The organism is Streptococcus sp. FDAARGOS_520 (assembly GCF_003812685.1).
Classification (GTDB): Bacteria; Bacillota; Bacilli; order Lactobacillales; family Streptococcaceae; genus Streptococcus; species Streptococcus agalactiae.
This window is the reverse complement of record NZ_CP033810.1, coordinates 1,240,001-1,254,230: the sequence shown is the minus strand read 5'-3', so window position 1 is coordinate 1,254,230 and position 14,230 is coordinate 1,240,001. Positions and strand designations below refer to the sequence as shown.

The window sequence follows — 14,230 nt, the reverse complement described above, 5'->3', positions numbered from 1 at the left end:
GTATTATATTACAACATTATAAGAAAAAATAGTTTTATTGTCAAACTATATTTCATTAAAAATTAATAAATTAAAAAGAACTAGTAAAAACTAGTTCTTTCAAGATTGCCAACGTTTTTCCCCATCAAGGTATGTTGCAACTAAATCTAGATGTTTATCTAATACAATAAAATCCGCTGCATAACCTTCTTTTATCTGTCCACAGACATTATCAATGCCTACAGACACTGCCGGAACATAACTCGCCATACGCACTGCCTCTTCCGGAGTAGCAATTCCCCATTCTACAACATTTTTTAATCCATCTTTGAGCTTAAGAATAGAACCAGCTAAATTACCTCCATCTTTCAAACGCGCAGTTCCATTAGACACAACCACGGGCAATTCCCCTAACATATAATCTCCATCAGGGGCACCTCCAGCTGCCATACAATCTGTTATTAATGCCACATGATTATGGCCTTTTTGTGTCATTAAAATGTCACAAGCAACAGGATCAACGTGATGACCATCGCAAATGAGTTCGGCATAGGTATTAGGTAAATTATAAACCGCACCAACCATACCTGGTTCTCGGTGTGTCAAACCACGCATACCATTATACGCATGTACCCAAACTGAGGCACCCGCCTTCACTGCCTTTTTAGCTTCTTTATATGTCCCATTAGAATGACCTAAAGCTACCGTAACACCTTGCTTTGTGATTGCTGAGACAAATTCCTCAACTCCCTCACGTTCTGGTGCCAAAGCAATTTTTGTAATCAAGCCTTTTGCAGCCTTCTGCCATTGAGCAAACTCTTCCAAGTTTGGATTTCTCATATAAATCGGATTTTGAGCTCCTTTATATTCCTCAGTAAAATATGGTCCCTCAAAATAGATGCCTTGAATTTTTGCTCCTTGTTCTTTGCCCGCTACTGCCGCAACTGATTTAGACGCCTCTTCTAGTCGCTTTGTATCTGAAGTTAGGGTTGTCGGCAAGAAAGATGTGACTCCAGTAGATAGTAAGCCAGCACTCATTCGCAAAATTCCTTCTGAATCACAATCCATAACATCAGCGCCAGCAAAACCATGAATATGTGTATCAACTAAACCAGGTGCTATTTGATAACCTGAATAATCTAAAATCTCCTCTTGTCCAGAAATATTTTCTATCCATTTACCAAAGTGATTATCTTTTATTTCTAAATAACCGTTTTCCTTTACATGATCAGCATAAAAGAATCGGTCAGCCTTGATGTACTTCGTCATCTTCTTCCCCCCATTCACTCTCATTATAACGCTTTAAGGTATTTTTGTAAATGGTATATACCTATTTTTTGACAAGTCATGGTTTATTCTAAGAAAGAACTGTACACTTGTTATAAACCACTTCACTTGGTTGTATTTTTAAGGTTTTAATTGCTGTTGCTCATAATTCTTTTCCTTCTTCAAAACTATCAATTGCTAATTCTCTTATAGTTTTTGATGAGAATGGCTAATTAAAAAGCATAGCAAAAAAGTCTAGTAAAACTAGACTTTCAGGATTTTACTGAGCAACACCTGTCCCATTAGTAGCAGGTACAGTACCAGTTCCTGGAGTCGGAACAGTATTGTTAACCCCTGGAGTAACTGGTGTATTATTCGCTTGCGGTTGCTCATAAGTTGGTGCTACATTCTGATTAACGTAACTAGAAGTATCCTGACTAGCAGGATTAGCTGTCCCTTGTTCTGTAGTTTCAGCTACTGAACTAGAGGGAGTTTGATTCCCAATCAAACCATATTGTGTCTTAACAGTATCAATACGTTTTTGTAAAGCTTCTTTAGATTCTTTGACAGTTAACTTATTGACTGCTGCTTCAGCTTTTAACACATTTTCTTCTGAAGGGGCTTGTTCTAGAATTTCTACTAAATCTGTAGCATCTTTGGTAGCTTTCTTATCTGCTTCGTCTTTAAGATACTTATCTTTTGCTTTCTTAAAACGTTTTTGCAAAGCTTCTTTTTTAGAAGAATTGGACAATTTATTTAAAGCAAGTTCGACATCCTTCAATAATTTTTCTGAAGGTTTCTTCTCAAATTTATCTAACATATCTTGTGCCTCAGTTAATTGAGAATCACTGACATGGTTAACACTGCTTTCTACAGTATCCATTTGAGTAGTGCCATGATCTTTAAATAAGAAAAACGTAACAGAAGCAAAAATTAATAAAATAATACTAGCAATAAGTGCTAAAAGTTCTTTTTTATCTATTTTCATACTCACTCCTAAAGTTTCTTCACATTATTATAACATAAACTAAAGGACATAAACAAACCTATTTTAGAAGAATCATCGTCTATCACTCTTATTTTCTACCGGTAACTTAGTTATATTTGACATCTCAACTACTTTGTATTACAATGTAGCTATACCAGTAACTTGTATTACAATATAGACAAGGATATAATATGATTCCATCGCAAATGCTAAAAGGATTACTTGAAGGAGCTATCCTAAAAATCATACAGCAAGAGGAGACTTATGCTTATGAAATCTCAAAAAAATTAAATTCTTATGGTTTTGGAGAAATTTCCGAAGGGACAATCTACCCCATTATCTTAAGACTACAAAGCAATAAATATATAAAAGGACAACAAAAGCCTTCCCCTCAAGGACCTAAGCGTAAATATTATACGTTAACCAATGAAGGCGTGGAGCAATTAGCCCAATTTAAACAGAATTGGGAGTCACTTAGTAAAGCATTAAACAAACTACTCTAAAAATTGGAGAGGAAACTAGCATGGATAAACTGAAAAAATTACAAAAAGAAAATACGCTATTAGAAGGAAGAATTGATAACTCTAATAACCAAACCTATACAGATATGATTGTCTATTTGCGAGGTGCTAGCATTAGCCCCTACCATCAGGAGCTCATTCGAAATGATATTGTCAATATGTTATTAGAAGCACAAGAGCGACAAGCAAGTTTAGTTAGTGTATTTGGAGAAGATAGGCATGACTTTATAAACCAAGTTATTAAATCTACACCTAAAATCTCTAAGAAAGAAGAAACATTACAACGTTGGGATTTAGCCATTTTACTACTAACTATCCAAATGATTATCTTTTTAGGAGGATATCTCATTACTGAAGCACTTCAACAGTCAGTACCAGATCTAATCCCTATTACTCTATTAGATGTTCTTTTTGCAATCTTTATCAGTATTATTGCTGTCAAGATAGCTGATACCATAATATATGCTACATATAACTTCGATAAATCGAAAGAAAAGAAATATTTCTTTCGATATATATTTCTAATTCTTTCGCTTATCATAGCTTATATCCTTATAGGAAAATATTATCATCTTCCTTTCATTAATATCCCCCTTTGGATTTATTTAATTATACTGGGACTTAGCTTCTCTCTTCATATCATTGTTAAAAAATACCTGAATAAACATTATTATATTGAATTTTAAAAGAGGTATAACTATATAAAAAATAAAACGACAAGGATATTCTTAGTCGTTTTATTCTGTGCCCATTTTCACGAATGCTCTCCATGCAACTGATTTTTAAGATAAAAAATTAGTTATCTCAAATAAGCCATTTTATTGACTATTATGGTATATTAACTTCCTGTCAATTCTTTTATTGACAAGCCTGTCTTTACACACTATAATATATGATATCAAATAAGTGAGTAAACACTCACTCACTGAGAGAGGAGCAAAAAGTTATCATGAAAAAAGTCATCGATTTAAAAAAACTACAAAAAGCATATGCCTCAGAAACCGTTTTAAATAATATTAATTTGGAGGTGTTTAAAGGCGAAATAATTGGATTAATAGGACCCTCTGGAGCAGGGAAATCTACCTTGATTAAAACTATGCTTGGCATGGAAAAAGCAGATAAGGGAACAGCTCTTGTTCTTGATACTCAAATGCCAGATCGTAATATTTTAAATCAAATTGGCTATATGGCTCAATCTGATGCCTTATACGAGTCTTTAACTGGCTTAGAAAATTTATTATTCTTTGGAAAAATGAAAGGTATTCAAAAAACTGAATTAAAACAGCAGATAACTCATATTTCTAAAGTAGTAGATCTAGAAAACCAACTTGATAAATTTGTCTCAGGTTACTCAGGAGGTATGAAAAGACGGCTTTCTCTAGCCATCGCCCTACTTGGAAACCCCACAGTTTTAATCCTAGATGAACCTACCGTTGGAATTGATCCATCCTTGAGGAGAAAAATCTGGCAAGAGCTAATTAATATTAAGGATGAAGGACATTCTATCTTTATTACAACCCACGTTATGGATGAAGCAGAATTAACAAGTAAGGTTGCACTACTATTACGTGGAAACATTATTGCCTTTGATACTCCATTACATTTAAAAAAACAATTTAATGTGAGTACTATTGAGGAAGTTTTCTTAAAAGCTGAAGGAGAATAATCATGAGAATTATTGCAATAACTGAAAAGGTTATAAAAGAACTGTTTCGTGATAAAAGAACACTTGCTATGATGTTTTTAGCACCTATTTTAATTATGTTTTTGATGAATGTTATGTTTTCTGCGAATAGTAATACAAAAGTTAAGATTGGAACTATTAACGTTAACACGAAGGTCGTTTCAAATTTAGATAATATTAAGCATATTCAAGTGAGATCATTTAAATTTAACTCATCTGCTAAAAAAGCACTCAAATCAAATAAAATTGATGCTCTTATTTCGGAGGACAATAAATCTTATACTGTCTTCTATGCGAATACAGATTCTTCAAAGACGACTTTAACAAGACAAGCTTTTAAAACCGCTGTTAATACAATGAACAGTAAGGAACTGATTTCGCAAGTTAAAATTTTAGCTAATAAGAATCCGAAACTAGCACAATCCTTACAAACTCGCTCCAAATATATCAAAGAAAAATATAATTACGGAAATAAAAATACAGGCTTTTTTGCAAAAATGATACCAATACTAATGGGATTTATGGTCTTCTTCTTTGTTTTTTTAATTTCTGGAATGGCTTTATTAAAAGAGCGTACTTCTGGTACACTTGATCGACTCCTTGCAACTCCTGTTAAACGTAGTGATATTGTATTTGGATATATGTTATCATACGGCATTCTAGCAATTATTCAAACGATAGTTATCGTTTTATCAACTATTTGGCTACTAGATATTCAAGTTGTAGGTAGTATTTTTAGTGTCATCATTGTCAATTTTATTTTGGCTCTGGTTGCCTTATCATTAGGAATCTTAATGTCTACTCTAGCAAAATCAGAATTTCAAATGATGCAATTTATTCCCTTAATTATAATGCCTCAATTATTCTTTTCAGGAATAATCCCTCTAGAAAATATGGCAAGTTGGGCTCAGACAGTCGGTAAAATTCTACCGCTCTCCTACTCTGGTGATGCACTTACAAAAATAATTATGTACGGTCAAGGATTACCTAACGTTTCTTCAAATCTTCTGGTACTTCTTCTATTTTTAATTATTTTAACCATCGCAAATATCTTTGGACTAAAACGATACCGTAAAGTATAATACCATTTGAAAAGGAACTAAGTATGAAAAATAATATTATTTTTTCTATTGAACAGTATATTAATGACCAAGAGATGCCAAAAGGAAAACAAAAAGTTATTTTATCCGCTATAGAGCTCTTTGCCTCACAAGGCTTCCATGGAACTTCCACTGCTCAACTAGCTAAAAATGCAGAAGTTAGCCAAGCAACTATATATAAATATTTTGAAACTAAAGACAAGCTTTTGGTCTTTATTCTCGAGTTAATCGTACAAACTATTGGACGCCCCTTCTTTACAGAATTATCTACATTTTCTACTAAAGAGGAACTAATTCATTTCTTTGTACAGGACCGTTTTAAATTTATTGAAAAAAATAATGATCTCATTAAAATATTGATGCAAGAATTATTAATCAATAGTGAAACATCAACTATTTTTACTAAGCTAATAAATTCAACTGATCCAAACATTACTAAAATTTTCAACTGTTTAAGTGAAGGAAATTCGTTGAATAAAATGGAAATACTTCGAGCAGTAATCGGACAGTTCATTACTTTCTTTATTCAATTATATATCCTTAATATAAAGCCTGAAAATCTAGAGGAAGAACTAAAACAAATAGAAAAACAAATATTAAAATTACTGAGCTAGATAATACTTCTAAATTTAAAGAAAGCATTCAATCTACTCTACATCTCATTAAAAATACCATCGTATACTCTACTCTATCAAAAGATACATTTAAATAATTCACCATTATTTCTTGTTCATGTTCTTTAGGTAGGCTAACTGTTCTTTTTTATCATATTTTTACCTTTCTTCACTTCTGATTGCTTGCTATTTTTTACTTCGTTTGACTGACTTTTAGGTCCCCTATTCATTTGACAGCCTACTAGTAACATCCCAATAATAGATATGGGAATTAACCATTTTATATATTTTTTCATCATGCTCTCTTTTCTTAAAAACTACTTCTTATGTCAAGTACCTAATAAAAATAATTATTTTTTACAAGATTTTAAAACCAATGTTAGTCTAACAAAATTTTTACGATTTTATATTATTATTTAGAACTAACATATGAACTAAAAACAAGTTTATTATTTTATCTTTAATTTTTACCATCACCTGATTTTTAATATATATAAATTATTTTTTTATGTAACCAAAGCTCTCTTTAATTCGTTATATTAATGAAGAGGGTTTAATATAATAGCGAAAGGAGGTAAAATGTCAATTTTAGATGACTATGAAAAAGAATTACTAGTTATTTCACATCAAATAATAGCTTACCTTATTAAGTCAGGTGTTAATCCTAGTCAAGCACAGGATGTTACTCAAGACGTCTTTTTACAAATACTAGAATCTGATTTCTCCCTTCCACTTGATAAAATAAAAGCTTGGATGTATCGTACTACAATTAGGAGGTATATTGATCTTTATCGAAGAAATAAACGCTATAACGAAATCCTGCAAAAAGAATTCTTTATAGAAAATAATTTGTATTACACCGAATCAGAGAAGTTTTTTGAATTACATGAAGCAATATTACACTTGAAGAAAGATTATCAAACTTTAATAGATTTATATTATTTTAATGATTTTTCAATTAAAGAAATATCTGAAATTACTGGACAATCACAAAGTACAATTAAAATAAGACTTATGCGAGCTAGAAGAGAAGTTAAAAAATATTTAGAAAAGGATAATTTTAAAATATGATAAAAACAAAGTTTAGTGATCCACTGGAACAATTAGCCAAAAAAAGGAAAAGGAAAACATTATTCAAGACCGTAGTATTGGCATTAATAACTGTACTATTAGTAGTTGGAATAGCTTTTAAAGGATTTACATATTTAACTTCAAAAAATGGTCAAAAAACATATCATAACTTTGAACTACTTTCTGAAATAGCATATCCAAATATTTCCTATGATAGTCTCTATTACCAGCCAAGCGGTCAGTTTACTGGTAAAGTACATGCTGATAGATTTAAAGATATCGATGGGGTTCAAATTCCATATTCTAGTTTTGAAGAAAATTATAGTATCTCAGGTACTTTTGGCACAAATGCTGATGAAAAATCAGAAAAGAATGGCTTGTATGATCGAGGTACTAGACAAAAAGTTCCACAATTTTTCAATAAAAATGTTAAGTATAAAAAAGGAGAAGCCAAAACAACTCCAACAAATGATTTAAAATATGTAAATAAATTGAATAATGATCTTATTGAAATTGCAATAACTTTTGATAAGTCCTATAGTTACAAAGAAATAAAAACAATGATACCAAATAATATAAAACAAAATTGGTTATGGATAGGTACAAGCACAGAATTAGATACATCATATTGGCCAACAAAGTATCAATTCGGTACAGATCCTGAAACTTTGAATACACCACAAATATTCATAGATAAAATAAAAGAAAACTTAAAAGGTAACTCAAAAGTATACTTTAATAATATAAATATCTACTCAGATTTAGAAAAGTATGCCAAAAAATACGACAAGGTAAATAATAGCGACAAATTAAAATTTTCGGGAATAATATTAACAGGTAAAGCCGAAAACTTTAAACAACTTAAAGAAAAAGAATGGGTACATGCTTCAAGTATAGGGGCAAACATAGAATATAAGCCCTATTATAAATTAGATAAAGAATGATAATTAATTGTTAAAAAATTTATTTGGTAATTTTATGTAACTTTTACAGTTAATAACTCATAGAAAAAAAGACAAGATAATAATCTTGACTTTTTTCTTTGATGCCCGCGACCAAAGTCGAGCTGGCACGTCCGTGAGGACACCCGATTTTGAGTCCTACCATGCACCTTTAAAAGTTAATAAACATTTATTTAACAAAGTTTAAGATGTTAGCTAAAAAAACATGTAATTTTGAAATTTTAGTGATTAATGAATGACTCTATTTTGTCTTCTGCTCAATGCTTGATAGTGATCTGATTTGATACCCATTTACAGCAAAGTTTGAATCATCTAGCCATTTTTCAAACCGTGTTTTTTTCTCTGGCCACTCTTTATCTAAAATAGAATACCAATTTGTATCTCTGTTACGACCCTTATATACGACAGCTTGTCTAAAAGTTCCTTCAAAAGTAAAACCAAGTCGTTTTGCAGAATTATTAGATGGTGCATTCAAACTATCACATTTCCACTCATAACGGCGGTAACAGAGTTCTTCAAAAACATATTTCATAACCAAATATTGAGCTTCTGTTGCTATCCTTGTTTGTTTTAGTTTTGATGAATAAACCACCCATCCCATTTCAACAACTCTATTTTTTGTATCAATACGCATTAATGAAAAAGTCCCTAATACTTTACCAGTATTATTATCAACAATAGCTAAATAATAAGGATCTTCTGATTTTAATAGAGTTTGGAAAAAGACATCAAATTCATTCTTACTATTAAATTTGCTAAAAGATATATAAGTTAAACTATCTTCAGTAGACAATTCTCCATAAACTTGAAATAAGTCTTCAAAATGATCTGGATTTATTTTTTCTATTCTAACTGTTTTCCCATTAAGTGTATCAATCTTCGGATTTTTACCTTCCGTAAAATTTTCAACGACATCACCCACTGGCTGATTAAAAAGATTATATCTAATTCTCTACATCTCAGACTATTTAGTATTAACTTTATTAAAATATTCTTCTTTTAAAATAGAATAATACGCTCTTGTTTTCCACTCACCTTTTGGATTTTTTGCAAGATGACGAAGCTCGCCTTCTTTTTTCATACCTATCCGTTCCATAACATTTCCAGATTTTTTATTATTAATGTCAAATCTAGCATAAATTCTTTCCAAGTCTAGATGTTCAAATCCAATTGACATCAATTTTGAACAAGCTTCTGTCATATAACCTTTTCCATTATAATTTTTATTTAAAATATAACCAAATTCTGCAGAAAATTCATCTCTGATTTCTAATTCAATAATACCTATCATCTTCTGTGATTCTTTTTCAATCATTGCATAAATTCCTAATGGTGATTTCATACAAACATTTGCTAAAACGACTTGTGCTTCTTCTACGGTATTAGCTTTATAACGTTGCATATAGAATACTGTTTCAGAATCAGATGAAAATTCTAAAAAATCATTTACATTAGTTAATTCAACAGGCTGGAGTCGTAATCTTTCCGTTAGTACTGTGTTGCACATTGCTAATTTACAATATAGTGTATCCAAATTATTCATTTCTAATCAATATTCCTTCCTTAATTATCTATAAACCACTTCAATAATCTCCAAAAATACAATATTATAAGCTTTAAATTTCTTTGTAAGTCTATAAAATTATTCTAAATTATTATTATGTAAATTTATACTATAAATCAGTTTATCTGTCCATTTTCCATTCTCAAATGAAAAATCTTTTCGAGTTGTCTCATAGGTTAATCCCAATCTTCTAACCAACTTTTCCGATCGTTCATTCCCAGGAGTAATCTGTGCTTCAATATGATGAAAACCCAATTTTTCATAAGTACTATTAAGTAATGCCAAGATTGACTCAAATGCATAGCCATTACTCCAAAATTGATTATGAAAAACATATCCCAATTCTCCCCATTGCATATCTGCTCTTGCAAGGGTAACAATATTTAACATTCCTACGTGCTCACCGCTTTTTAGAAAAACACCAAATATATATACTATGTCACTTTCCCATTCTTTCCTTTGTAAATTTACTAAATTTTTAAACCAATTAATGTCACACATAGACATATCAAGTATCCCATCATCAAATGGAGTTAAAGATGGTCCACGATTCATAAAACTAGTATACCAACTATCATAATCACTTTCTTCTAGTGGCCTTATAATAAGTCTCTCTGATTCTAAAAAAAATTTATTCAATTTTTATTTCCTTTCTTCCAGAGTAAATAAATAAGTGTGTTTCAATTAAAATTTCCATAATATTACCTCCTTGAAAAGTTATTAACTACATTATAAAAAATACAATAATAAAAAACAAATATAAGTAATTTTAGGTAACTTTTCACAATAAATTATCTAACAAAACAAAAAAGACGAGGTCTAGAAACCTTATCTTTTAAAGTATACAGGCGGCCGGGGTCGAACCGGAACGTCCGTGAGGACACTGGATTTTGAGTGCTACCAAGCACTTTTTAAAGTAAACAAACACTGATTTAACAAGATTTGTGTTTTGGAAATCAGGTTAAAAACTAAGAAATTTTGAGATTTTAGTGATTTTTGAGTAACCAATATATTTTATATACCTATTTCAATTTCTCCAAGTCATTTATATAACTTCTAGCAATAGTACCACAATTTCTACAAATATCATGATGTACTTCTAGGCCAGTAGCTAATATCCTATTAAGAGGAAGCAATCCTGCGTACCCCTTATTTTATTTATAAGTTATAAAATCTTTTCCCCACAAAACGAACAAATTACTTCCTTCACCTTAATCCTCTTTCCTTAATTGAAAAATATCTTCTATCTTCATGTCGAAAATCTTAACAATTTTAAGTGCCATCTCTAGAGAAGGATTATACCTGTTATTTTCTAAATGACCAATTGTTTCTCTCCTAACACCTATCCGAATAGCTAACTCTTGTTGAGTCATTCCGATATCTTCTCTAACCTGTTTTAAAGAACTGATAATTTTTGTTTCTTTCCCCATTATTATCTCCGTCCCTCAAGAAAGTAATATGTAACAGCAAACATTAGTAATAATAAACCTACCATAATATAAAGGTAGCCTGATTTTAACTCTAACGTTCCATATATATTAAGGTAAATAGCTATAAGAATTAATAACATTATTGATATCAAAAACATCAAAGAAGCTGACAATGCTAAATTACTATAAAAGCGTTCATCGGGACTTTCGTTAATTTTTTTTAATAGAAAATAAATGAAGAAAACTACTTGTATTAAAATGCCAACTCCAAGAATTGATTCTTTAACATTGTATGGGGAAGCTGGCGTCACATTCCATATCCCAATTGTATAAAGAATAGTCGAGAGAAAGAGTACAATAGAATAAAATTTTGCTTTTAATCCAAATGGTTCTTTCTTATATTTTTGAGGAGTCGGAACTTTTATCATTATAAAAATCGAACAAAATTCTGCTATACTGGTTACTAATAAAATTAATAATTTGATTGGTAAACTTAAACGATTCCCGCCAAATAGTAAGCTAACATCAATTACGATGATAGTAAAAATAAGTAAAATTATAGTCCATTTGTTTTTATTGTTCATAAAATCTCCCAAGTTTATGTTATAAATATATCACATGTATTATGTTATAAATATATCACTTAATGTTATAAATAGCAAGATAAAAAAGCTTGAAAATTTTCAAGCTTATGTCTTTATATCTACTAACTCATGGAATAGATCTTCTTCTTGGAATAATAAGTAATGCAACAAGTCAAACTTTTTAAAATAATTTTTCCTCCTTTATTTAAAGTAATTCCATTAATAACTTCACAAAGAATCCAATAATTTGAAACAATAATAATCTTTTATATAAACTCACCAAACAATCTCCAGTTGAATTAAATTTTTCAATAGTATACAATCTTTTTCTGTTCATCTATTGAGTAAAAATTTTATTTATCGTGAAATAAACTCCCAGTATTTAAATAAATATTTACTCATTATCTCTATAAAACTATTAAAGTACAAAACAAAATGAAAATTATGAAAGAATTAGACAATATAGGAATTAACCGTAAGAATCTTTTTCGGGATCATGATAATATAGCAAAATATCTAATTGAAAAAGTATAAAACTATAAATGGTACCCTTATGGTTATTGATTTTAAAAAATAATAGAAAAAGACAAGGTTTCTAAACCTTGTCTTTATAAGTATACCGGCGGCCGGGGTCGAACCGGCATGTCCGTGAGGACAATGGATTTTGAGTGCTACTGAGCACTTTTTAAAGATAACAAACATTGATTTAACAAGGTTTGAGTATTAGACATTAACTTAAAAACCAAGTAATTTTGAGATTTTAGTGATTTTGTAGTGACTGTTCGTCGTGAAAAATAAATACTCATTTTACTGCAAGATTCTTTATTTTTCATATTTATATATATTACTTGAAAAAATTTTTATCCTTTTTTTGCTTCGTTTTGCTTAGCCTTCTGATACAATTCATCTACTCTATCATTATAAACTCTTCGAAGATCTATTTCCTTTTCTTCAAGCTTTTCCATATATTCATTGAATTCTGATATGAATGTATCCTTATTATCATCCATATTATATAGGTGTGCATGAGCTTCTTGGGGTAATTCCCAACCTTGTCCTAAAGTTGCTTGATAGACAGACTCTTTTAGGCTGTCTGTTCTTGCCATAAACAAGTGAAAGTCATCTTCTAGTTGCTCTCTGTTACGATAAATGTTTCTGAGATTTTGATCATATTCTTGATCGAGTTCTTGCAGTTTTTTTGTATCTATCATACTAGCCTCCTAATTGACTGGATTATCTAACTCTGGTTTTGGAAGTTGTGTCAAGAAATCAGATGCTGCTTGAGCTGACTGGCCTTCAAGACCATCCGTGATATTGGCGTTATAGGTGGATGCATAGTTTTTTAGGTCTTGGGCATCTGACTCTAAAGTTGCTTTTAAATTTGTTCCAGTATCCGTAATAGTGCTTTTTGCTGTAGCAACTATTGCCTTAATAGCTATTCTTTCTTGTTCTTTCAACATTTCATTCAAGGGCAATTTCAATTCTTTGGACATTCATTTAATCTCTCTATTTTAGGATAAGTTCGTGACAATATCACCAGCTAGTTGCTCATCTTGAGCTGTTAAATTTTGTGCAACTGTTACCAAATTGGTCGTAAATGTGGTCATTTTTGTTTTATAGTGATCAAGTGCTTCATAATCAGAAGTCTCTACGCCATCATTCCAAACTGTTGACATTTTTATATCTGAAACCAGAGCATCAACTTCTGATTGGTCAAGGTGCATAGCCATTATTTCAGCTGATGAAATAGTGGATGTCGATATTTCTACAATCGTATCCTTAGCTTCACTAATATGTTTTTTTGTTGCAGAGACTTTTTCTGAAACATCTGATTCTGCTAATTGCGTTGCCATATAGAGCATTTGAGTTCTAAGTAAAATCCGTTGACTGCCTGATGCTGATTTGATCCTACTATGGAAGCTTGCGATGTTTTTGCGATCCCACTCGAGGCCATCTTTTTTAGCTTTGGAAATTATGGCTTTGTAGTCTTTTTGGAAGTTATCGTACAGTTTTTTAGCTTCGTTTACAGTGACACTGATACCACAAGCTTTTAATGTTGCAATTAGTCGAGTCAGGTCCCCAGTCAGAGCGCCTTTGAGTACTGGTCCTAGCTTATCCGAATCATAATGCTCTCCTAAAAGATTCTTTATGAATTTTTTTTCGAGTCTAGCTAAGTCTTGACCAGATGTTAATAATTCTGGATGATAGCTTTCAGAAGCAACTAAAGGATTTCCGCTACTATCAATTTGGAAGGCACCAAAATCGTGAGAAGATTGCTCATCAAAAGTACCCGTATATTTACTAGGAACAATGACATTTACTTTCCCGAATTGGTCTTTCCATGGCTTTTCACGATTAAGCATACTAACTATATCAAAGGGATTGACATAGTAGGTAACATGCTTCCCAGCTTCTTGGATTTTTTTAGCAGAAATGCCTTCCATTTTTTCCAAGCTTCTTGATACAT

Annotated in this window: 18 protein-coding genes (1 of these 18 only partly in view); 7 read left to right on the top strand and 11 right to left on the bottom strand. The window is 31.0% G+C overall.

Going from position 1 to position 14,230, the window contains the following annotated elements; all coding sequences use genetic code 11:
• Positions 1–99: 99 nt before the first annotated feature.
• Positions 100–1,248, bottom strand: coding sequence for an N-acetylglucosamine-6-phosphate deacetylase (gene nagA, locus EGX96_RS06735; RefSeq protein WP_000170470.1), 1,149 nt, complete (start codon positions 1,246–1,248; stop codon positions 100–102).
• A gap of 277 nt (positions 1,249–1,525) precedes the next feature.
• On the bottom strand, positions 1,526–2,233 hold the full coding sequence (locus tag EGX96_RS06730; RefSeq protein ID WP_000687001.1) for a hypothetical protein: 708 nt from the start codon (positions 2,231–2,233) through the stop codon (positions 1,526–1,528).
• A gap of 191 nt (positions 2,234–2,424) precedes the next feature.
• On the opposite strand from EGX96_RS06730, the gene EGX96_RS06725 reads away from it, so the two are divergent.
• From EGX96_RS06725 to EGX96_RS06705, 5 genes are all read left to right on the top strand, one after another.
• The gene (locus EGX96_RS06725; protein WP_000613124.1) at positions 2,425–2,736 is read left to right on the top strand and encodes a PadR family transcriptional regulator; all 312 of its coding nucleotides are present in this window, start codon (positions 2,425–2,427) and stop codon (positions 2,734–2,736) included.
• Between the two features lie 20 nt (positions 2,737–2,756).
• Complete coding sequence (locus EGX96_RS06720; protein WP_000359380.1) at positions 2,757–3,440, top strand: hypothetical protein; 684 nt, start codon at positions 2,757–2,759, stop codon at positions 3,438–3,440.
• A 263-nt stretch (positions 3,441–3,703) separates the two neighbouring features.
• Positions 3,704–4,420, top strand: coding sequence for an ABC transporter ATP-binding protein (locus tag EGX96_RS06715; RefSeq protein WP_000755578.1), 717 nt, complete (start codon positions 3,704–3,706; stop codon positions 4,418–4,420).
• Positions 4,421–4,422: 2 nt separating this feature from the next.
• Entirely contained in the window at positions 4,423–5,520 is a 1,098-nt protein-coding gene (locus EGX96_RS06710; protein ID WP_001219926.1) for an ABC transporter permease, read from the top strand.
• A 23-nt stretch (positions 5,521–5,543) separates the two neighbouring features.
• On the top strand, positions 5,544–6,152 hold the full coding sequence (locus tag EGX96_RS06705) for a TetR/AcrR family transcriptional regulator (RefSeq protein ID WP_000794361.1): 609 nt from the start codon (positions 5,544–5,546) through the stop codon (positions 6,150–6,152).
• A gap of 134 nt (positions 6,153–6,286) precedes the next feature.
• Here EGX96_RS06705 and EGX96_RS06700 read toward each other — a convergent pair whose 3' ends face one another.
• Positions 6,287–6,448: a lipoprotein gene (locus tag EGX96_RS06700; RefSeq protein ID WP_001872907.1), complete on the bottom strand. Its 162-nt coding sequence runs from the start codon at positions 6,446–6,448 to the stop codon at positions 6,287–6,289.
• A gap of 283 nt (positions 6,449–6,731) precedes the next feature.
• Between EGX96_RS06700 and EGX96_RS06695 the strand changes: the two genes are divergently transcribed.
• Positions 6,732–7,223: an RNA polymerase sigma factor gene (locus EGX96_RS06695; RefSeq protein ID WP_000025251.1), complete on the top strand. Its 492-nt coding sequence runs from the start codon at positions 6,732–6,734 to the stop codon at positions 7,221–7,223.
• Complete coding sequence (locus EGX96_RS06690) at positions 7,220–8,167, top strand: sigma factor regulator N-terminal domain-containing protein (RefSeq protein ID WP_000598067.1); 948 nt, start codon at positions 7,220–7,222, stop codon at positions 8,165–8,167. Before EGX96_RS06695 ends, EGX96_RS06690 begins: the two co-directional genes overlap by 4 nt.
• Positions 8,168–8,426: 259 nt before the next feature.
• On the opposite strand, the gene EGX96_RS06685 is transcribed toward EGX96_RS06690, so the two are convergent.
• The 8 genes from EGX96_RS06685 to EGX96_RS06640 form a co-directional block, all read right to left on the bottom strand.
• Entirely contained in the window at positions 8,427–9,107 is a 681-nt protein-coding gene (locus EGX96_RS06685; RefSeq protein WP_000503137.1) for a GNAT family N-acetyltransferase, read from the bottom strand.
• A 42-nt stretch (positions 9,108–9,149) separates the two neighbouring features.
• Positions 9,150–9,728: a GNAT family N-acetyltransferase gene (locus EGX96_RS06680; protein WP_001061004.1), complete on the bottom strand. Its 579-nt coding sequence runs from the start codon at positions 9,726–9,728 to the stop codon at positions 9,150–9,152.
• Between the two features lie 99 nt (positions 9,729–9,827).
• Positions 9,828–10,388 carry a GNAT family N-acetyltransferase gene (locus EGX96_RS06675; RefSeq protein ID WP_001031781.1) on the bottom strand — a complete coding sequence of 187 codons (561 nt, stop codon included), beginning with the start codon at positions 10,386–10,388 and terminating at the stop codon, positions 9,828–9,830.
• 572 nt (positions 10,389–10,960) lie between these two features.
• Positions 10,961–11,179 (bottom strand): helix-turn-helix transcriptional regulator, encoded by a 219-nt coding sequence (locus EGX96_RS06665; RefSeq protein ID WP_000514223.1) that lies wholly within the window; start codon positions 11,177–11,179, stop codon positions 10,961–10,963.
• 2 nt (positions 11,180–11,181) lie between these two features.
• Positions 11,182–11,763 carry a DUF3796 domain-containing protein gene (locus EGX96_RS06660; RefSeq protein WP_001060648.1) on the bottom strand — a complete coding sequence of 194 codons (582 nt, stop codon included), beginning with the start codon at positions 11,761–11,763 and terminating at the stop codon, positions 11,182–11,184.
• A gap of 860 nt (positions 11,764–12,623) precedes the next feature.
• Positions 12,624–12,974, bottom strand: a complete 351-nt coding sequence (locus EGX96_RS06650) for a hypothetical protein (protein WP_000567431.1) — start codon at positions 12,972–12,974, stop codon at positions 12,624–12,626.
• Between the two features lie 9 nt (positions 12,975–12,983).
• Positions 12,984–13,256, bottom strand: coding sequence for a hypothetical protein (locus EGX96_RS06645; RefSeq protein WP_000032101.1), 273 nt, complete (start codon positions 13,254–13,256; stop codon positions 12,984–12,986).
• An 18-nt stretch (positions 13,257–13,274) separates the two neighbouring features.
• Positions 13,275–14,230 carry the 3' portion of a lipase family protein gene (locus EGX96_RS06640; protein WP_000073526.1) on the bottom strand. Its footprint extends 679 nt past the window's final position, so the window shows 956 of its 1,635 coding nt (coding positions 680–1,635); its start codon lies off the right edge, out of view; the stop codon is at positions 13,275–13,277.